This window comes from Acaryochloris marina S15, from assembly GCF_018336915.1.
GTDB lineage: Bacteria > Cyanobacteriota > Cyanobacteriia > Thermosynechococcales > Thermosynechococcaceae > Acaryochloris > Acaryochloris marina_A.
In genome coordinates this window covers 1-20,571 of sequence record NZ_CP064924.1, presented here as the reverse complement: position 1 = coordinate 20,571, position 20,571 = coordinate 1, and the positions used below count along the sequence as shown (strand labels likewise).

Here is a 20,571-nt window from a genome sequence, read left to right as displayed (position 1 = left end):
TTAGTGTGATTTGCCCTCAATGCATCCATCGCCAGAGAGTTCTCCAGAGCAAAGCTCAAAGCCGACAAATCAAGCTCAACAAGACATAGGCAACAATCAGGGGCAGACTTTTGGGCAGATGTCTGGGGGGAATGCGAATAATATATCCGGGAGCAACGTATATTTTGTTGATAGTAACGGGATAGCCCTAGATCAAAAAGGTTTGAGTGCGAAGCCAGTCATTCCTTCACTCTTGCCCTATTTGCCTGACCGAACGGATCAGGAGTATACGCTGAGTCTAGCGATTCAGAAATGGCAATCACGATCAAAACGACAGCCATTAATTTGCCTGATACACGGGGATGAGTTGCAGAGTCATGATAAGTTTCTGGAGCGCTTGCGCAAGGTTTCCTTACCTCGCCTCTTAAACATTGACCTCAAGCAAACAGCGATTAAGGAACATCATCTGCAATGGCCTGCTAGTCTAAAGAATTTGGACAGGCTATCAGCTAGATTATCAAAAAACTTAGCAGATACTGTTGAAAATAATAGTTATGCCCCCGTCGAGCAAATCAACAAAACCTTTGGTAAACATCCTGGCCCCGTAATCGTCCATCTACATCTGCTGACGGACGATTGGCGTCGGCTGGGGCCAGACCTAATACATAAAATATTAGAATTCTGGCAGCGATGGCCAGAATTAGGGGTCAATCAAACGCTAGTTGTTTGTGTCTTCGTCAAATATCAACTTAAACGGTCGAGAATAGAGAGGAAACGTAGGTGGTTGATAAACCCTTTTGCCTGGTTGAGACGATTTAGACGATTTATAAAATGCCGCCGATGTCAAAAAATGAACCATGAGATTATTGAGCAGCTAGAAAATCTCAATGCATCAGAATTTAGAGATTTTAATCACTTGACTGGGGTTGTTTTACCCAAGCTCGATAATGTAAATCGTACTCATGTCGAGGACTGGGTACGTTGCCCAGAGACCAGTCAATTCACGGGTGAAGCCGTCCTAGAGCAACTGTTGAGTGCTGTGGGTCAGTTGTTTGAGCAAGAAGAAACGATGCCGATGGATAACGTCGCAACTCATTTAACGAAGCTTTTAAAAGAAGCGGTTATCAGTGGGAGGCAACTTTAATGGAACTCCCATTTTACCGAGGGGATGCCAGTGGTAACCATCGGCAGGTGGCGGCTAGCTTACCCATCCCTCAACGATCTCGATTACTAAACCCTGAGAGCTATATCGCAGATGAAGGATTACGAGATGCATGTAATGTAGCGTTACTACTGGGACAGCCTTTGCTTCTGACAGGGGAACCAGGCACAGGGAAAACTCAATTCGCCTATAACTTGGCCTGGGAATTGGGGTTTGAACCTCCGCTCAAATTTGAAACCAAGTCCGATAGTTCTGCGCGTGATCTGTTCTATACCTACGACGCTCTTAAGCGGTTTCAAGATATTCAGAGCGGTTTGACATCGAGCACGATCTTAAACTACATCTCCTATCAAGCTTTGGGTTTAGCTATTTTACGTACTCGACAGTGGGGTGAGGTTCAACAATATCTACCCACCGATTTTGAATCATTTCAACCCCAGCGCTCCGTGGTACTGATTGATGAAGTAGACAAAGCCCCACGGGACTTCCCCAATGATCTGCTCAACGAGCTAGAGCAACTGTATTTCAAAGTCAGTGAGTTGGAGAATGCCAAGATTGAAGCAGATCCTGCCCTCCAGCCATTGGTCGTGATCACTAGCAACTCTGAAAAAGACCTGCCAGATGCCTTTCTACGGCGTTGTATTTATTACAATGTGCCCTTCCCCATGAAGGAGCGATTAACGCATATTATCGCCAGCCATTTAGGAACGAATACCGATGTCAATAATGCTTTTTTGAGAACAGCATTGGATATATTTGATCGCTTACGTGCCCCTGAGAATGGCTTGCGTAAAAAGCCTGCAACGGCTGAACTACTGGGCTGGATTTTGACACTGCAGCGGTTTGGAGAGGGCAAATCTAACCCGTTAGAAGACCAAAGTCTTGTATTGAAGACTTTGAGTAGTTTGATTAAAACGGCTGAAGATATCCCCAAAGCTAGAGGTGTCATTGAACGATGGAGTCAGGAAAATCAACCACTCCAGCAAGACTAGCATCTGAGCTGGTGGTGCAGTTCTTGGATGATCTGCGTGATGCGGATTACAACATTGGAATTCAGCAATATATTGCCGTTCAAGATCTACTTTTAAATCTGGTTGCTCAAGGAGAACTGTCTGATTTAAGGCAGCTAAAGTCATTTATTGGCCCCATCGTTTGCAGTTCCGCTACAGAACAGATTGATTTTCAAGAGCGATTTGAAGAATGGGCGAAGCAGCTCAAGCTAGAGGATTATCGCCCTCCTGAAACCCCAGAGCAGATCGCTGAGGGCTTGGCGGAAGATTTGGCACGTATTCAAAAGGGGGGGAGGACACTCATACGGCGTCTAGTGGGAGTGGTCATCGTTGCTGGGGTCGTGTTATTTTTACCCAGCCGACTACACAAAGGTCTGATTCCTAGCCCTTCATCTACTCCAGCCCCTAGCCCTTCATCTACTCCAGCCCCTAGCCCTTCATCTACTCCAGCCCCTAGCCCTTCATCTACTCCAGCCTCTAGCCCACTCCCTAGCGAACCAGATCCGTTCTCATTAGAAGCCCCTGAACCACCTGCTTCGATGCGTGAAAGTCAATGGTCTCAAATGAGAGTGCTTCTCTTCCTAGGGATAGTTTCAGCCGTTCTATTGATTTGGCGCTATTGGTGGTATCGAATTGCCCGTCAGTTTCTCAATCGTCGAGAAAGCAACCAATCCCCTGAACTCCAGAAGATTTCAATGCAGGGTATCGAAAGTTCATTGTTTCCATCAACCCTTATTTTTCAAACGGCCCAGAAACTACGCCGACGAACCCAACAAATTGCCAATACTCTGGATATACAGCAAACACTTCTAGCTTCTATTAAGCAGGGGGGATGGTTCACCCCGATCTATGGCACCAAAAAAGTTATACCTGAATATTTATTTTTAATCGATCGGGCCAGTTATGCAGATCACCAAGCCAAGCTAACGGAAGAACTCATTCAACAACTCCAAAAAAACGGAGTCTACATTAAACGCTATTTTTTTGATGGGGATGCTCAGATTTGTTACCCAGAACGCCACACCCAATATCCCCAGTCCTTACAAGGCATATTCAATCAATACAGCAAAGATCGGTTAGTAATTGTGGCCGAAGCTGAGACTCTTTTTAGCCATCAGACAGGTGAACCTGAACCCTGGTTTGAGCTAATTCAAGCCTGGAAACAACGGGTGATTCTAACCCCCAACCCTGTAGAAAGTTGGAGTCAATGGGAATTTAAGTTGGTACAGCAGTTTATTTTACTGCCCCTAACCCCCCAAGGTATCGCAGCATTTCCACAAATTTTCCTTAAGGGTTCTACCGTCTATCGATTAGCTGAAGCGCCTTCAACACCATTTCCTGAGATGCTAGCGATCCGGTCCCGACGCTGGTTAGAACGGTATCCGCCAAAAGCGGAGGAAGGGCAACAGATGTTGGCAGAACTCTCCACGTATCTGGGTGAGTCAGGTTTGTATTGGTTTGCCGCTTGCGCTGTATTCCCTGAGCTGCATTGGACGATAACAGTGTACCTAGGTAATGTGCTCCAGAATACCGAGGGACGGGCTTTATTGTCGGGTTCTACCCTCTCTCAGCTTGTGCGTTTACCTTGGTTTCGCTATGGATATATTCCTGATTGGCTAAGACATTATCTAGTCTTGAATTTGACACCAGATCAAAATAAGGGGGTGCGACAAGCTTTTCAGCAACTGATGGTAACAGCAGTGAGAGGAGGCATTGGACCCCTCCAATTAGAAATTGCTCAGCAGTATCAGCGAACCTTGCCCAACTTAACCCATCCACTACTGCGATTGCTGTCTCGTCAGACTCGTGATGAAGCGCCTCTGCGTGACTATATTTTTCTAGATTTTATGGCAAAGGAATATTTGCTGACAGTAGCAATTCCCGACGATCTCAAGCCTTTACTTCAAGGGAGTCAATACGAGAAAGTTCTCCACCGTCAGAAGCTAAGTTTAGCTGGTGTGATCGGTTTTGCCTTAATTCTACTAGTTGTTGTTGTTGAGCATAATATTCATGAAGTTACAGTTAAAAGAGATTATGCCCGGTTAGATATAGAAGGGACTTATGAAGAGAAACTGGTAGTTGAAGCGTTAGTGGGAGGATGTAAAAAACAAAAAGAGATGGCATGGGTCCCAATTTATCTTGCAGAGCGGCTATTTGGGAACTGTCGTCCACTGTTTCAAGCTCCCCTTGAAAACGCTGACCTCAGCAGCACCGACCTCCGCAGCGCCAACCTCCGCAGCGCCGACCTCAGCAGCGCTAACCTCCGCAGCGCCGACCTCAGCAGCGCCAACCTCCGCAGCACCGACCTCAGCAGCGCCAACCTCCGCAGCGCCAGCCTCAGCAGCGCCGACCTCCGCAGCGCCAACCTCAGCAGCGCCAACCTCAGCAGCGCCGACCTCAGCAGCGCCTACCTCAGCAGCGCCTACCTCCGCAACGCCGACCTCAGCAGCGCCGACCTCAGCAGCGCCAACCTCCGCAGCGCCGACCTCAGCAGCGCCTACCTCAGCAGCGCCTACCTCAGCAGTGCCTACCTCCGCAGAGCCAATCTCCGCAGCGCCTACCTCAGCAGCGCCGACCTCAGCAGCGCCAACCTCAGCAGAACCGACCTCAGCAGCGCCGACCTCCGCAGCGCCAACCTCAGCAGCGCCAACCTCTTCAGCGCCTACCTCAGCAGCGCCAACTTCAGCAGCGCCGACCTCAGCAGCGCCGATCTCAGCAGCGCCGATCTCAGCAGCGCCGACCTCAGCAGCGCCATTCTGTTGAATTCAAACTTCCGTAAGACAAACAATCTCACCCAATCTCAACTAGTGGGTAAGAAACCTCCATTGATTTGCAACTCGCCCCTTCCCCAGAACATCAAGGTTGACATCAACAGGGACTGCAACAAGGTCGCGGCTGCCTTACACAAACGATATCCACAGTGGTACGAAAGTATAGAAGCAGCAGAAAAACACGTTCAAAAACAACGACTAAGGCAGTGGGATTAGATTTTTTGGAAACAACATTCAATCCAACCACTTCACATTCACCTCGCAATCATCTAACTCCCCCAGCACCTCCATATCCCAGCGCATCTGATCGGTGATAGCAGACAACGCATCGTCTTCTTCAACCACAACCGTCAGCTCATACTCATTCCCCCTCTTCTTAGGTTTGACCATCTGAAACGGACTCAGCACCCGCTCCTCGATCGCCTTCCTGACCACACCCTTCTTCCTCCCTGACATCTCTAGGGTCAGCCTCACCTGGACCGCATTCAAGGGCAGATCCACCGCAGTAATCTTGGGCCAGTTCGCAGGCCCCTCAGTGACAACTTCTAGCTCAATCGCCTCTTCAGCCACTGGCACCTCACTAGCCATCACAAGCTCCTCCAGCGACATGGGCTGTCGCTCCATCTCCCCTTTGTTTTCCAGAAATACTCCTTTAGCCGTCCGATACCTGACCTTCTGGGAATAGACCTCGAATGCCTTCACAGATCGCTGCCGCATCAATGTCATCGCCAGGTAAGCATCCATGCCATTCTCAATCAACTGACTGGCATAGGTATGCCGTCCCTTGTGAGGATGAATATCAGGCCAGCCTGCGTCCTGGGCCAAAGCCTTGACCAGCTTATAGATACCCTCATACCCCAACCGCTGACCCTTATTTCGATGACTCGTAGAGACGAACAGCGGATCATCCGCTGTCATACCTCCCTCACAGTCCACCATCCGAATTCTGAGATTCGCTCTTAGGGCTTCATCCGTTAGATCATCAACTGGCACCTTACCCACGGACCCATGCTTGGCCTGCCGAATCGTGATCTCCACCCCGTTATAATCCCCGGCATTCAACAGAGAGATTTCCTCGGCCCTTAACCCGGCATAGATCATCAAACAGAGAATCGCTCGGTCCCGGATCTCAGTGGTTCGTCCTGTCAACGCTTCAAATAATGCCTCCACCTGAAACAGTTCCAGGTTCTTTCCCTCGGTCTCTGGGGTCACGGGAATACTAATGGCCGCACTGGGGTTATCCTCGATATACCCTGCCTTAACTAACCAGGCAAAGAAACTCTTGATTGCAATCAGGACAGCCCCCACTGAACCCTGCTTCAACTCCCGACCCGACTCCAGATAAGTCTTGTAGCGCTTCAGATCGTTCATGGTAATCTGGTGCCAGTCCTTATTCGGGGTATGGCAACGATTCCTCGAATGGAGGACCATAGGGACATGAACCCTTACTAGATAAAGGTTGTAGAGTTCGATATTATTTTTATTTGAATCAAGAGAAGTCAGAATTGCTCTAACATTTCCGAATTGGAAGCCAAGGTGATGTTCAACCCTATCAATCAAAATACATGATTGTATTGTTGAACTGCCCTTTACAAAGGGATTACAGGTATCTGAACCTTTACAAGGGCATCTTTAAGGGTGATATGGCCCAAATTTCTTAAACACCAAAAAGGATGATCTTCCCTTGATTCAGAACTCATTTTTATATTCTTTTATCCTCGCAATATTCAAGATTTGATAGGACTGCAAGCCAGGACATTTACTGTCAATGCATTCCGGCCCTATGGCCCTCTATCCGAGGAATCGTTGTCATACCCCGAGCTAGTTCTCCAGCCTGATTTCCTCAAAGGTGGGCAGAGTAGCTTCAAAGTCAACATCTATATCAGTGCTTTGAAAACCTGCACTGAGAAATAACGCTTCAAATGAGCAACCAGTAAAGTCTCCATTACGATCTACCTCTACTGCATGGGGAGGACCAGCATGTACTTGATATCGACCTGAACAAGAATGGCTTCTCTGATACTCGCAGCCTTGAGATATATTGAATTTAGAAAATGCACATTCGACAGACTTCTCTTGCTTTGCTTCATTGGAGAATTCACCTAATATTTGATAGGCAAATGCTTGGAACTGTAGTTCTATAACTATCTCATTGCTCAATTCAGTACTTTGAGGGCCAAAACTATTCATTTTTCCATTTATCTGGGCAAATGGGATAGGAAAAGAATTTGATATTTTTTGCCATAAATATAAGTCTGATAATGGATTTCCTGCATACATATTATTGTCTATTCTAAATCTCATCCCTCTTTGCATAATTTTCTCTAATTCTAATAGCTCTTGTCTTCTTCCAAAAGATGTTAGACGCTCGATAAATATATCTTCAAGAGATTTGTATTGACAAGTATTTAGTAGGGAGGATGAATAACTTGAATAATGATTTGGCCATTCTTCATCGTCCTTTAATTTAAGTTCATCAGATTCACTTAGTGCCAGAGTTAGTTTTATAAAACGCCATGCTGGATGTGAATCCTGCCATTCATCGATACACTTTGGTTTTATATGCTCCCAGCTAGTTTGCATAGCTAAGTCACATATAATGGGAAATTCTTTATACCGCTGTTCACCACAGATTTCAATAAACCATTCATAAGCAAGCCAATATTGTTTAGAAATAGCTGATTTATCTAGACTTATATTTCTTGGTATATTGTGCATAACTTCTAGAAATTCAGACTCTATAAAATATGCTTGACCTTCGGTAATATCTTTGGTTTGTAAAATATGAGTAGTATTTTTTAGATTTATTCTTGGGTTCACAAACCAGTCTTTTTTGAGATCTGTTATGCCTAATTCAAAAATCTTTATCTCTGGATTAGAAAGATAGAATCTTGCCCGAGCAAGGTTTAGCATATCCTTTGATGCTGTATTTACTAATAAGCCTTGCATAAAATTATCGAGGCTAATATTTGATAAATATGCAAGGGGCAAATATCTCTTTACTCCTTGAGATCTTGATAACTGATTCCATTCATTAAAGAGAAATCCTGTTAATTGTCTATTAAAATCCCAAGAAATCTGTCCAAAGCCTGTAAACAAAATTTGGAGATAGTGCGCATATTCATGCACCATAGTTGCTTGAGCTTCTATTGGTACGGTAGAAGGATCCTCTTTGTCCTCAGGAAAGTTGTTGAGCCTCATATGTAGCCTAAGAGGATTAAAGCTACCTAATACAGCATCCATGACGAAGTTATCTGACTGGCTATTGCTTTTCAAATGATCCTCCCAGTGATCCAAATATTTAAGAATTATTGGATGCTTTTATTTGTATATTTCATGTTAAATTCAGTATTCCCTCAGAAGTCGGTATATGTTCCCGGCTCTAGTAATTTGGTATCATAGAGGCTTAAGTATATTCACATCGAAGGTTATAGAAACTAATTGACCCTGAATACAACTCAATAAGATGCTTTAAATTTTGAAAAATCCGTTTTCACTCAAGTTGTTTGACTGAATTCCTGTCAAAGTACTGGAAGCGTAATAGATTATGTTGAAGCATGGTAGTATGGTTTATTTATAAACCTAGAATTACATAGAGCAGAATACCCTTACAGAGTATTTGTTCATTTTGTAGATGTTCAAAAATATTGGTGTTGCGCTGTTTTATACCAATTGCTTGAAGGAATGAACTACTCAATTTTGGAGAGCAACCAGTTTGCAGTACTTTTGAGTGTCAATATAGGTCATTTTGCTGGGTAATTGGTATTAGCCTTTCTTCCTTCTTAACTATCATTTAGGTTACAAAAGGTATTTTGAACTCTAAACTCTCTGTAGTATTATACTTCAATATAATCTATTGCGCTTCCATAGTCGCTCATCCTTCGTCTACTCAATCGACACATCGGTGACGTTTCCCCATAATTGAGATCGCAAATCCAGTCCCTCTCCCTCTATCAACTCTAAACTCTTGGTGAGGCATTGCTCGACTTTACGGAATCTGCTGATCTAGTGAACTGGCTCCAGGAAAATTGAGCATAGGGGCTTTCCAATAGCAACGGAAAAATTTAGCCGGTAGGGATCAGACTGTCCCATTTAGGATGTTTGGGCAATTATGAGCTTCTACATTGAAACCCTTATGGGGAATGAAATAGAGGTTTGTACTGTTCCATTTACAGGTCAAGATCGGACAGTAGAATATATTCAGTACAGACTATTCTGAAAGCTGCAGCGCTAAAAACAAGAAGTCTTGAAGAACTTATTACCGCTAGCTTTCACGGCTTAACTCTTAGTCTACCGGCTAAATTTTTCCGTTGCTATTGGAAAGCCATAGGCAGCAAGTCGGCATGTTGAGCCAAACACACAATAATTTGCACCACAGAGCATGAACTTGCAGATCACTAGATTAGATCGAGGATTTTAATTCCAGATTTTCTACCAAAATCTGTATTACACAAAAACTTACACGAAAAAATGACTCTCCCAGACTCGTCTCTAGAATTCTTTCCCCGATTGACTTTGGAGATTCCGGTGTTCGCTGGTGGTTCTGGTCGGGCTGGTCTTTTGTTCGATCTGAAGAGTTTGGATGCTTCTGAGCTGTGACGCTAACCAAGCAAAGCATTTGGTTTATGGGTAGATGCCATCTACTCCCTTCCCGGCATAAGATTAGGGCGCGAGTGAAAAGATATGATTAAGCGTTTTTTGGACTTGTGCTGCCGATAGAAACTGGTTTGAAGTAATGAACTGAATGAACTGTTGTCTGATTTGCGGAAGTGTCGTTCCAATGGGGAGATGATGCAGCAATCGCAATCTCAGTAAGTGAATCACATATTCGACCAAGTTTAGCTTGGGAGAGTAGGACGGCAGATACAAAAACTCAACTTGAATCGATTGGGCCAGTCCCATTTGCTCTAGATGAACAGCCAGCTGGGACTGCATTTTGAGCTTATGAGTCGGATTGTTATCGAGAATAATGCACAGTTGAGTGTAGCCTGATTCAACGCATTCGGAGCATAGGTCTGCAAAGTACTCTGATACATCTTCTGTTTTGGAATATGGGCTTATTCCAAAATACTCCTCGCCACTATGGGCATCAACACAAAGGAAACCGTTGAGTTTCTTGCGAGCCCGCTCATTGCTCGGAACCTCTGGACGAGTATTGCTCGGAACCTCTGGACGAGTATTGCGTTCTGCCCAGCCATAGAATAAATTGGGGCTACCAGCATAAAGCGGGAAAAGATTTGAGTATTTTCAGATAGGATCGCACTCTTTTGTAGATGAAATAGGCAAGATATCTGCGGTTAGTCACAAAGAGCTGTATCGTACCTTTGCAAGTCAACAGAGGAAACGATGAGCCTGACAATACGAGAGCGCTGCCAAGCCGTCACTGATTGTCTGTTCGAACAGGGAGTAAAAGGGATTGCGAAAATTGCTGCTGCGACAGGTCTATCAAAAAGCAGTGTTCATCGTCATCAACAGGCTATCGCTCGGCGTAACCAATATCCAGAGTCACTATGGTGGGAAAGTCAGACAGGGAGTCAATGGCTCAGAGTGATGGTCTTAGGAGTGGTGTACTATTTCGGCGTCAAACATGGGGTAGGAGCTGAGAGTCTATCAGAATTTTTTACAGCGATTCACATAGATGCTCATGTGGGCGTTTCAGCCAGCTCCCTTCGGCTGTTGAAACGGAAGATGCGGGATGCGATTATCGCCTATGAAGTCGCCCAGCAAGAGCATTGCCAACCCAAAGACGGTCAGGGCATCTGTGTCGGTGGGGACGAAACCTTTTTTGGTTTACCTATCTTGGTGATGTTGGAATTGGCTAGTGGCTTTATCTTCACAGAGGTGGAACGTCCCAACCGTACTTATGCAACCTGGCAAGCCCAGATTCAGCAGTGGTGGACCCGCTGTGGATGGCATTGTCATTTTATGGTGAGTGATGGTGCTCCAGCCCTGATTAAATTAGCTGTATCAGGCTTAGGCTGTGTCAGTGTTTCTGATTTATTCCATGCCCTGAGTGCCTTAGCCCAACCTATCGGCAGTGATATGGGTCGTCAAATGAGTCAGTTGAACAAAAAAGCGACTGTACTTCAACAGCAACTTCTCAACGTTCGTAGTGAGGCTAAACAGCAACAACTCCAACAATCAAAGGCGGAGATTTCTGCTCAGCAACAGTCTTTAGAGCAGGACAAGATGGCCTATCATCAGGTTCTTCATCGCCTTACCCAAGTCATTCATCCGTTTAATATCAAGACTTTGGAATGGCAGCTGTTTGATGATCTATCGGCTGGGTTGAATGCTCCCCTCGCCCAGATGTCTACCCTAGCCAAAACCTATGGTGCTCAGAAGGGGAGCAAAGCCATTGACTCATTCCAACAACAAATTCCTTCAATGGCTCAGGGGATTCATGCTTGGTGGCAATGGGTGACTCAAGCGCTAAAGGTAGCCACAGATGATCTCGATCTACAAAACTGGGTACTCATGTACCTATTACCCTGGGCTTATTGGCAACAGCAAACGGACAAAACTCGGCATCCTCTACTCAAGGCAGATTATCGAAAGGCGACTGAACAAGCTTATGCCCGGTTACTCAAGCACCCCATGACTCAACAAATGAACTCTCAAGAAAGCCAGGAGTGGGTAGACTGGGCGCAATGGATGAGTACGAAGTATCAACGGACTTCCTCCGCAGTTGAAGGACGTAATGGTTATCTATCCCGATTGCATCATGCAGCCCGAGGGTTTTCGGAAGAATCCTTGAAAGTGCTCACCATCATCCATAATTTTGACCTCAAAAGAGCAGATGGGACCACCGCAGCACAACGGCTTTTTGGGCATCCTTTTCCTGATGTGTTTGAGTCGGTTGTTAACTCTATGGGGGAATTGCCAGTGGCACGTCAGTCCTCAATGAAAAAACGGCCTAACCCTTTAACCCAAGCTATTTTCCCGGCTTAAATTGATACCCTAAATTGGGACGCTCAGAGACAGCAAACTCATCAAAAAATACGATGTGCTCACCTGGTTGTAGCGATTGCAGTTTTTTTACTGCTGCTACCCATTCTTGCTGGGCTTGCGGATCAGCATTTGCATAGTCGCGGTGGGCTCGCTGGTAAGACAACCCCAACTCCGAGAGCAATTCATAAATACGAGAGTCTTTCAACTGCACCTCGAAGCGTTGCTCAATTACAACTGACAAAATAGCCCCCGTCCACATATTGCGATCAATGCCATAGTCTGTCGGGTGTTGTGTTAGCACCATTTCTTTGAGTTGCTGTTGTTGTTCTGGAGGCAACCGACTTGGTTTTCGATGTCGAATGGGTTGGACTAAACCTCTCAGTCCGCCGTCGAGAAATTTGTCTATCCAACACGTTAAAGTGTCATAGCGACACCCTACTTGCTTACTCGCTTGGGCACGACTCTGTCCTTCATGCAGGAGTTTAATAGCGGTTAATCGCTGGCGAATGTATTGTTGTTGATTGCGATTGTAGAATTTCTGCCACTCATCTACATCAAAAGGCTTATCTCGAAAGGCTTGTGTTCAGTTCACTGCGTCTATTTACTTTCTTCTCGATTTTACAGCGGGAAGGGAGTAAGTGGGGATACCTAGTGGGTTTCAGGTGGTGCAGCGGGGAGCGTTCTATGGGGGTGGGGTTTATATTGAGAAATAAGGGTACTTGGCGAACAATGATTTCTGAAGGTGGAAAGACATGGTTAGAGCTTTACTCAGGTTTGGTTCTGGGAATTTCGACTTACTTGAGATTTTGCGGGGAGGGCCAGATGCTTGGAACCAGTGGCGTGAGGAGAATCCTAATCAGGAGATAAATCTCAGCGGTGCTGACCTCAGCGGTGCCAACCTCCACAGTGCCGACCTCCACAATGCAAAACTAAGCAGTGCAAAACTCAACGGTGCCGATCTCCGCAGTGCCGACCTTAGCGATGCAAAGCTCAACGATGCGAACCTCACCCGTGCAAAACTAAGCAGTGCAAAACTCAACAATGCGAACCTCGTTGGTGCCAACCTTTTTGGTGCCCACCTCTTCAATACCGATTTCACGAATGTCAACCTCAGACGTGCCGAACTCTTCGGTGCTATTCTTTTTGAAGAAACTAAGATTGATCCTAAATGGCTTCCTAAACCTCATCCAAGATGAGATCTAGAGTTTTTAGATCTTGGGTGTTTTTGCATAGATTCCGTTAGGGGCTTATGCAAAAACACCCTACATGTATCAACAATTTTGATTCTTTTGATTAATTTCCAATAAAAGGTACCCATCGATATTCGGTAGTCAGGTGAGATTATCTCAGCCCCCTATTCTGTAGAAGCCATATAAACCGGTGCTCTGAGGATCTGAGCTTCGGTCCAAATGTGTTCAGTTAATCCAACTGCCATGGCAGGAGTTCTCTGTTGAAAGCGCTTTTTACCCTCGGGTACTTCTAGAGGAGTTCGTAAACTGCGATGCTCTCTCACCCAGTTGTAAACTGTAGCACTCCACCAAGCAACGGCCTGACGAGTATTACTGCGATGAGCGAAAGCAAGTGAGCGTCTGACTTGATGAGCATTCATCCGTCGTGCAGTGCCATTGAAACGCTCCACAGTTGAGGTGTTGGGAATGTTGTACCCTATTTCATCTAGCGCTTGATTGATCCGTTGCCAGCTCCCATGAGCTTTGCTCACCTCTACGGCTTCTAACTTTTGTCCCTGACGATGCTTGATGACTTGGACGTGGGCAAGGGTTCGAGGAATCCGATACTTGGGGTTGGGAGGTCGACCCATCGTGCTTTGACGGGGGGAGGTAAGACACCCCGAAGATGACCGGAAAGAGAGTGCGATAACTCGCTTCTCCATCGGTCATCAGCACCAGGTCTTGGGGATGAGCTAGTCGTCTGTGACTGCCTTGCATCAGCCTTTCTATCAGGTCTGTGTTACGGGGACCAACGGCCACGTGGACAATGAATTTACTGGCGGCATCAATGGATACCGCATCCCAACACTGCTGCTTTTTGCTGGCGACGTATCCATGACGCTCGTCCATCTCTAATACGTCGATATCCAATTGCTGAGCTTCTTGCTCATGAAAGTCCTGGGCATGCTGACCAAATTTGAGGGTCAAACGTTTCACCGTATCCGGATGGGTGTAGGTCAGACGTGATGTTCCTTTGATAGACGTTCCTTCTGCAATTTGACGACCTACTTCTATTGCTCGAGATTCAGGGATTTTTGTATTCCAAAAGGCAGTGTTCTTGCGTTCACTGAACTCTGCTCCACAGCTATGACAGCGCAGATACCGTATTCGATCTTGTCCGTAGACTTTACGTACTGTTAAATTCTCAAGGCCCGCTTGACCATAGCTTTCACAGTTAGAGTTCACGCAAGCTAGCTCTGAAAGTAATGGCCTTTTTTTCTCTTCCATGGGAGTATCTTGGCTCAATAACTCCCTTCAGCAATACCTTTTTTGAGCTTCCCTTAGCTAGAGGGGCTGAGATAATCTCACCTAACTACCGAGCATTCAAGGCATCGCAGTGGGTTCAATTTCTTAGCCAATCTTCTGGGGGCTTGATTGCTTACTCCTATCATCCAATGAAACCGTCGTTAGATTTAACTCCCGATGAACTAAAAGCTTTGCCTGCTGCTATTGTCTAGCGTCGAACTCACGTTGCACCCAGGTAAATACGTCAACTCTCGATCGGACTAGTCCCTTTGGATGAGTTCAGACTCTTTTTTTGAGTCCGAGGGCCGATCCCAAGGGGGTAAAACCCTAATTTAATAGGGGTATGACCTAGATTCTGATATTGAACGGGAAATACACTCAGCATTGCCATTTTTCCCAATAGACCTATTGCTTGAATCAAATTGAGCCTGGGCTAAGAACCCTGTCGATTCAAAGGCTGATCTCTGAAATTCATAAATACTCAATTCCTGATTTTCGAAGCACTCTAATCCATATCCCATCAAAGTTGAGATGAATGTTATGACAACTCAGACCCTTCGCCCTCCTCCCAAAACTTCACATCGTGGTCATAAGCAGAGGGGGATGACAGATAACGTCCGCCTATATCTTCGAGAGATTGGCCGATATCCCTTGCTGACACCCACTCAGGAATTGCAGTTTGGTAGAGAAGTCCAAGCGATGATGGAATTGCAGGGCTGAAACAAAAGTTGGCTCAGGATAACGAAGTAGAGCCTTCTATGGAGACTTGGCCGAGGCTGCTGATCTGGAGGTGTCGGAACTCGAAGCCAAGCTAGATCAGGGCAAAAAAGCCAAGCAGGCCATGATTACGGGAAATCTTCGTCTAGTCGTGACCATTGCTAAAAAGTACAAAGACCATAACTTGGAATTCCTGGATTTGATTCAAGAGGGAACCTTGGGGCTTGAAAGAGCAGCGGAGAAATATGACCCTCAACGAGGTTTTCGCTTCTCGACCTATGCCTACTGGTGGATTCGCCAGGGAATTACGCGCGCGATCGCAGATCAGAGTCGCACCATCCGTCTTCCCATTTATCTGACGGAATACTTCAATAAGATCAAGCGAGCCCAGCGAGAACTATCTCAATCTTTAGGCCGCAGCCCACAACATCAGAGATTGCTCAAGCTCTGTCCTTGCCTCCAGAAAAAGTTCGAGAATATCTTCAACTTTCACACCACACTCTGTCTATCGATCTGAAAATTGGTGATGATCAAGATAACTCTATCGTAGACTTCATCGAGGCATCCAATCCCCTACCGGAAGAATTTGTCACGGGCAAAACCCTGAGTGAGTCTCTCCAGCAGTTGTTAACCACCCTCACTCCTCAGCAGCGAGAAGTACTCACCCTGCGCTATGGGTTGATCGATGATCGTCAACTCTCCCTCGCTGCTGTAGGCCGTCGTATGGATATCAGCAGCGAACGAGTCCGCCAATTGCAAATGGATGCTCTTAAACGCCTACAAAAGCATAAACCAGCAATCGCTGATTATCTGTGAGTTAAGAAAAATTACTCAACATGACTGAATAAAACTGATCAAGATACTTCTGGTCAAAGGGAAAATCATCATGACTGTAGAGGAACCAGAGCAACGTCACAACCCTCAATGGCAAACCCTGGATGCCAACGTTGTCCTTCTGCGTTTAGAGAGTGACCCAATCCATGGCTCACGCCAGATCAGGTCAATCAAAGACAACAGCTGCATGGTCGCAATGAATTGCAAGAAGTTTCCGGTCGCTCCACCTGGAATATCTTGATCGATCAATTCAAAAACATCATGCTGTTGATGTTGATTGCTGTCGCCATTGTCTCAGCTGTTTTGGATTTACAGGATCAGCAATTTCCCAAGGATGCTGTCGCTATTTCAGCTATTGTTCTGTTAAACGGTTGCTAGGCTTTTTGCAGGAGAGTCGGGCAGAGCAGGCTCTAACAGCTTTAAAGTCAATGACCTCGTCACGGTCCGAGCGATTCGCCAAGGCCAGGAGTGGGAAATTGATGCTAAAGACTTAGTACCAGGGGATATTATCTTCTTGGAAGCTGGGGTGCAGGTGCCTGCTGATGGCCGGTTATTGAGTTCGGCAAGTCTTTCAATTCGTGAATCAGCCCTAACGGGAGAAGCAGAAGCCGTCACCAAACAATCTGAGTTGATCTTGACAGAGAACGCAGCTCTAGGTGATCGACATAATCTCATCTATCGCGGAACAGAGGTGATTCAGGGACGCGGAACTGCCATCGTCACTGCCACAGGCATGGAGACGGAATTGGGAAAAAATTGCGCCATGCTGCAATCTGTGGAAACAGCCCCCACACCTCTTCAACAGCGAATGGCCAGTTAGGAAACGTGTTGGTTACAGGATCAATGGTGCTTGTAGACTCGTCGTCCTGGAGGTATCTGCGGGAAGGCAACTCAGTATGGTGGATGACCTGCTGGAGATATCCCTGAGTATGGCTGTAGCCGTCGTGCCCGAGGGCCTACCCGCCGTGATTACGGTCACTCTGGCCTTGGGAACCCAACGAATGGTGCGCCGCCAAGCTTTGATTCGGAAGCTCCCCGCTGTGGAGACATTGGGTCTGTCACGACGATCTGTTCCGATAAAACGGGACCCTCACTCAAAACAAAATGTGGCTCAGCAGATTCACCTCTTTGCGGACCACTTGAGCGTCAGCGGTATGGGATACGAGCCTGTCGGAGATTCTTAGAACAGGCTATGCTATATTACCCGCTCAACACCCTGCCCTGGAATGCTGTTGGTGGCTAGTGCCCTCTGTAATGATGCCGCTTTACAAAAAGAGAAAGGGCAATGGGCCATTATGGGTGACCCCACGGAAGGCGCACTCTTGGTCTTGGCTAGCAAGGCGGGGCTGGGACCCGTTGAGCTACAAAACGCCTTCCTCGATTGACGGAGGTTCCCTTTACCTCTGAGCGGAAACGCATGAGTGTGATTTGTAAAACCGCCCCATCTCAGGCCCATCATCTTGGATTTACTCAACCTTACGCCCTATTTATGAAGGGGTCACCTGAGTTGGTTTGGAACAATGTCACCAAATACAAATTCAGGCAATTATTCAGGGAATAACCGATGCGGATCGCAATCGCATCCTCATTCAAAACAACAAGATAGCGAGTCAAGGACTACGGGTGATAGGTCTTGCTTACAAACCTCTAGCCGTATGCCCTGAGACCAAAACCTTGGACAATGTTGAGCACGACCTGATTTGGTTGGGGTTGGTGGCATTGTAGATGCGGCTCGTCCTGAAGCAAAAGCTGCCGTTGCTCGTTGCCGACAAGCAGGGATTCGCCCTGTGATGATTACGGGTGATCATCAACTGACAGCGATGGCTATTGCCCATAAAATTGGTATCGCTAAGGCGGGGGATCCCGTCTTGAGTGGTCAACAATTGGCCCAACTTTCGCCCCAGGAGCTGGAACAACAGGTTGAGCGAGTCAATGTTTATGCTCGGGTCGCTCCAGAGCACAAACTACAGATTGTCCAAGCCTTGCAACGTCGAGGGCCTTTGTGGCCATGACAGGAGATGGCGTAAATGATGCCCCCGCGCTCAAGCAAGCGGATATTGGGATTGCCATGGGGGTTACGGGTACCGATGTCAGTAAAGAAGCCAGTGACATGGTTCTTTTGGATGATAACTTTGCCACATCGTCGCCGCTACAGAAGAGGGGCGAGTGATTTATACCAATATTCGCCGTTTTATTAAATATATTTTGGGTAGCAATATTGGTGAAGTGATTACCATTGCCTCAGCACCTTTATTGGGGTTGGGGGGTGTTCCACTATCCCCACTTCAAATTCTATGGATGAATTTAGTTACTGATGGATTACCCGCTTTGGCGCTAGCGATGGAACCTGCTGAAGCAGGTGTGATGCAACGACCTCCCCATAATCCCGTGAAAGCATTTTTGCCCGTGGTCTGGGATGGTATATGGTCCGCATTGGTTTGATGCTGTCTATCTTGACGATTAGTCTGATGATCTGGGCATACAGCTATACCCAAGCACCGGGCTACCCAGGTGATCCAACACCTGGAAACGATGGTCTTTACAACATTATGTCTAGCTCAAATGGGCATGCGTTGGCAGTACGCTCAGATACTCAGCTAACGTTTCAGCTCAATCCCTTATCTAATCATCCTTACTGGGAGCTGTCACTGTGACTACAGTGTGCCAACTGTTTGTTCTGTACGTTCCTTTCCTCCAAACTTTTTTCGATGTTCAGGCCTTTGAGTGGTTAGAATTGCTGATTTGTTTGGGGTTCAGCACTCTCATGTTTGTTTGGATTGAACTGAGAAGTGGTGTTTCGTTGGTGGCATCATCGAGGGTTGAGCAATAAATATTAGAGCATGCATAGTAAGCGACCATGGTGATGGGTTATGGTTCATCAATCAGAGCTCGTTCTAACAGATTCTGGGGTCACTCAAATATCGTAAGCGACCATGGTCGCTTACCAGAAATGACTTATGTGTACACCGTAGCCCAAGAGCAAGGGTTAGAAGCAAAACTAATGCTAAAGACCCATCGAACTGCCAAACTAAAAAACTAACGAGTATCGTATAGGAATTTTGCAATGCAAATAGAATTGCTATTAACGAGATAATAAGGGCGAAAATAACGAGTATTGGCATATGAATGATCATTGAGCGATAGGGCAAAACTACTGTCTACTGAACGTAGAAACTGAGCAGGATAGTTTTGATCATGCCATATTCTGGAAGTTGTAGAAAATTCATAGGCAAAGGACTTACTCTACCTGGACTGAAGCCCTACAAGGTTTCCTAGCCTTCAGGAAGGATTAGGGATGATGTTTTAGACTAGCTCTAGACTAGTTTTAGGCTTTTTCAGACAAGGAGTTAGCAGCATTTCTAAATCATTATTTATTAGCTTTACTAGGATTTATTCAAGAGAGAAAAAGCTAAATCAAGTTCTATCCTTCATCTGCTTCTAGGGTTGTTAACGATAGCATTATGCTGCATCATCCCAGCGCTGCTCAGTACCCTTTCTCAATTCCACTGAACAGCTCGCTGCAGAATCAACGTCTCAAAATCCTCAAGATGAAGAGCTAAATAGCTTTTCTAGCCAAATCTCTACGGATTGGATTTGGCTAGATGGGAGGCGATTATTTCAAATTGCTGCGGCCCGAAATCTTATCTCTGAGCGCAAACAGATCGTGCAGGAAAACCTGCAGAAAATTCAGCGAAATTACCTCACCTCAGATCAGGTTGAACCTCAAGTAGAGATTAAACCCTCAATAATTTACCCGTTCTAAGCGTCAATAATCAGAATCTAATTACGATTACTTCCCTTGACACGAATCTACGTGCAGTTGACTCTGGTGCCTTAACCACTGATATCCAAAACATTGTCATTTCAGCCTTGAAGCAATCTAGGACTGAGCGCCCCCCAATACTTGAAACAAGGGGATACTTTTATCTGGGATTTTGTTCGCTGTATTGATCATCAATGGTCTTATCTGTCTACTTCAAAGACGGTTATATCGTTCTTCCAAGGGCAATACGGCTAGTACCGTTGACTTTATGACCCGACTCCCTACATTGAATTCTTGGGATGGGCTAAATACTCTACTTCGCCAAGTCCTTAGTTTGGGCCACGTTTCAATCTGGTTTGCTGGAGTGCTGATCTGCATGGATCGATTTCCGTATACTCGTCCGATTAAAATTTGGATTCTAAGAAGCTTATCCTTGCCCCTTACAGTCTCTTTAGTGGGAGTATGCACTTACTTCATGGGCGGTTCAGCTGGGCTCTCATCAATCGTTTTGCCCTAGCCTTAACTGTGAGTCCGTTATTAACGCCGATTGTATCAAGACGATTGCAGTTGAGAATCTCAACGATTACTAGGGTCGTTAAGGGAATTGCAATTCCGATTTGGGGGAGTATCGGTATTATTGTGATTTTGATCTTGTTCAAAGTTGATGTTGGCCCCTTATTGGCCGGAGTTGGTCTCATCGTGTGGCCATCTCTCTAGCATCACAAGGCATCATCAAAGATGCAATTAATGGGTTTCTTGTCATTGCAGAAGATCAGTTTGGAGTGGGTGACATCATTAAAGTGGAGGGTTTTACTGGAACAGTTGAAACACTGAATTTGCGGATAACGCAGATTCGCAATGCTGAAGGACAACTGATTACTTCCAAATAGTGAAATCAAGATTGTGGCAA

11 protein-coding genes and 6 pseudogenes are annotated in these 20,571 nt (G+C 46.0%); 11 read left to right on the top strand and 6 right to left on the bottom strand.

Annotation, left to right across the window (positions count from 1 at the left end; genetic code table 11):
- The first annotated feature begins 19 nt into the window (after positions 1–19).
- From I1H34_RS27070 to I1H34_RS27060, 3 genes are read left to right on the top strand one after another with little or no spacing between them, the layout of a single operon-like run.
- Positions 20–1,123, top strand: coding sequence for a hypothetical protein (locus I1H34_RS27070; protein ID WP_212666485.1), 1,104 nt, complete (start codon positions 20–22; stop codon positions 1,121–1,123).
- Positions 1,123–2,133 carry an AAA family ATPase gene (locus I1H34_RS27065; protein ID WP_212666484.1) on the top strand — a complete coding sequence of 337 codons (1,011 nt, stop codon included), beginning with the start codon at positions 1,123–1,125 and terminating at the stop codon, positions 2,131–2,133. The genes I1H34_RS27070 and I1H34_RS27065 overlap by 1 nt, the downstream gene beginning before the upstream one ends.
- On the top strand, positions 2,097–5,138 hold the full coding sequence (locus I1H34_RS27060) for a pentapeptide repeat-containing protein (RefSeq protein WP_212666483.1): 3,042 nt from the start codon (positions 2,097–2,099) through the stop codon (positions 5,136–5,138). The genes I1H34_RS27065 and I1H34_RS27060 overlap by 37 nt, the downstream gene beginning before the upstream one ends.
- Before the next feature lie 18 nt (positions 5,139–5,156).
- Here I1H34_RS27060 and I1H34_RS27055 read toward each other — a convergent pair whose 3' ends face one another.
- On the bottom strand, positions 5,157–6,353 hold the full coding sequence (locus I1H34_RS27055) for a tyrosine-type recombinase/integrase (protein WP_212666482.1): 1,197 nt from the start codon (positions 6,351–6,353) through the stop codon (positions 5,157–5,159).
- Positions 6,354–6,743: 390 nt separating this feature from the next.
- Positions 6,744–8,165, bottom strand: coding sequence for a hypothetical protein (locus tag I1H34_RS27050; protein WP_212666481.1), 1,422 nt, complete (start codon positions 8,163–8,165; stop codon positions 6,744–6,746).
- 627 nt (positions 8,166–8,792) lie between these two features.
- Here I1H34_RS27050 and I1H34_RS27045 point away from each other — a divergent pair.
- A pseudogene (locus tag I1H34_RS27045) lies at positions 8,793–8,954 on the top strand (DUF4351 domain-containing protein); the annotation flags it as partial.
- Between the two features lie 630 nt (positions 8,955–9,584).
- On the opposite strand, the pseudogene I1H34_RS27040 reads toward I1H34_RS27045, so the two are convergent.
- Positions 9,585–10,133: pseudogene (locus I1H34_RS27040) on the bottom strand (transposase); the annotation flags it as partial.
- 135 nt (positions 10,134–10,268) lie between these two features.
- Here I1H34_RS27040 and I1H34_RS27035 point away from each other — a divergent pair.
- Entirely contained in the window at positions 10,269–11,873 is a 1,605-nt protein-coding gene (locus I1H34_RS27035; RefSeq protein WP_212666480.1) for a DUF6399 domain-containing protein, read from the top strand.
- 4 nt (positions 11,874–11,877) lie between these two features.
- On the opposite strand, the pseudogene I1H34_RS27030 reads toward I1H34_RS27035, so the two are convergent.
- Positions 11,878–12,456 (bottom strand): annotated as a pseudogene (locus tag I1H34_RS27030) (IS630 family transposase); the annotation flags it as partial.
- A gap of 169 nt (positions 12,457–12,625) precedes the next feature.
- On the opposite strand from I1H34_RS27030, the gene I1H34_RS27025 reads away from it, so the two are divergent.
- Positions 12,626–13,069 (top strand): pentapeptide repeat-containing protein, encoded by a 444-nt coding sequence (locus tag I1H34_RS27025; protein ID WP_212666479.1) that lies wholly within the window; start codon positions 12,626–12,628, stop codon positions 13,067–13,069.
- A gap of 158 nt (positions 13,070–13,227) precedes the next feature.
- On the opposite strand, the gene I1H34_RS27020 is transcribed toward I1H34_RS27025, so the two are convergent.
- Positions 13,228–13,593 carry an integrase core domain-containing protein gene (locus I1H34_RS27020; RefSeq protein WP_212666478.1) on the bottom strand — a complete coding sequence of 122 codons (366 nt, stop codon included), beginning with the start codon at positions 13,591–13,593 and terminating at the stop codon, positions 13,228–13,230.
- Positions 13,544–14,287 (bottom strand): IS1 family transposase, encoded by a 744-nt coding sequence (locus I1H34_RS27015; RefSeq protein ID WP_249370240.1) that lies wholly within the window; start codon positions 14,285–14,287, stop codon positions 13,544–13,546. Before I1H34_RS27015 ends, I1H34_RS27020 begins: the two co-directional genes overlap by 50 nt.
- 132 nt (positions 14,288–14,419) lie before the next feature.
- Between I1H34_RS27015 and I1H34_RS33265 the strand changes: the two are divergent.
- The 5 genes and pseudogenes from I1H34_RS33265 to I1H34_RS33140 form a co-directional block, all read left to right on the top strand.
- Positions 14,420–14,559: pseudogene (locus tag I1H34_RS33265) on the top strand (IS982 family transposase); the annotation flags it as partial.
- 391 nt (positions 14,560–14,950) lie between these two features.
- A pseudogene (locus tag I1H34_RS27005) lies at positions 14,951–15,880 on the top strand (RNA polymerase sigma factor, RpoD/SigA family).
- Positions 15,881–15,950: 70 nt separating this feature from the next.
- A pseudogene (locus tag I1H34_RS32375) lies at positions 15,951–18,728 on the top strand (cation-translocating P-type ATPase).
- Positions 18,729–20,123: 1,395 nt separating this feature from the next.
- Positions 20,124–20,378 carry a hypothetical protein gene (locus tag I1H34_RS26945; RefSeq protein ID WP_212666470.1) on the top strand — a complete coding sequence of 85 codons (255 nt, stop codon included), beginning with the start codon at positions 20,124–20,126 and terminating at the stop codon, positions 20,376–20,378.
- Positions 20,363–20,551, top strand: a complete 189-nt coding sequence (locus tag I1H34_RS33140; RefSeq protein ID WP_212666469.1) for a mechanosensitive ion channel domain-containing protein — start codon at positions 20,363–20,365, stop codon at positions 20,549–20,551. Before I1H34_RS26945 ends, I1H34_RS33140 begins: the two co-directional genes overlap by 16 nt.
- Positions 20,552–20,571: the final 20 nt, after the last annotated feature.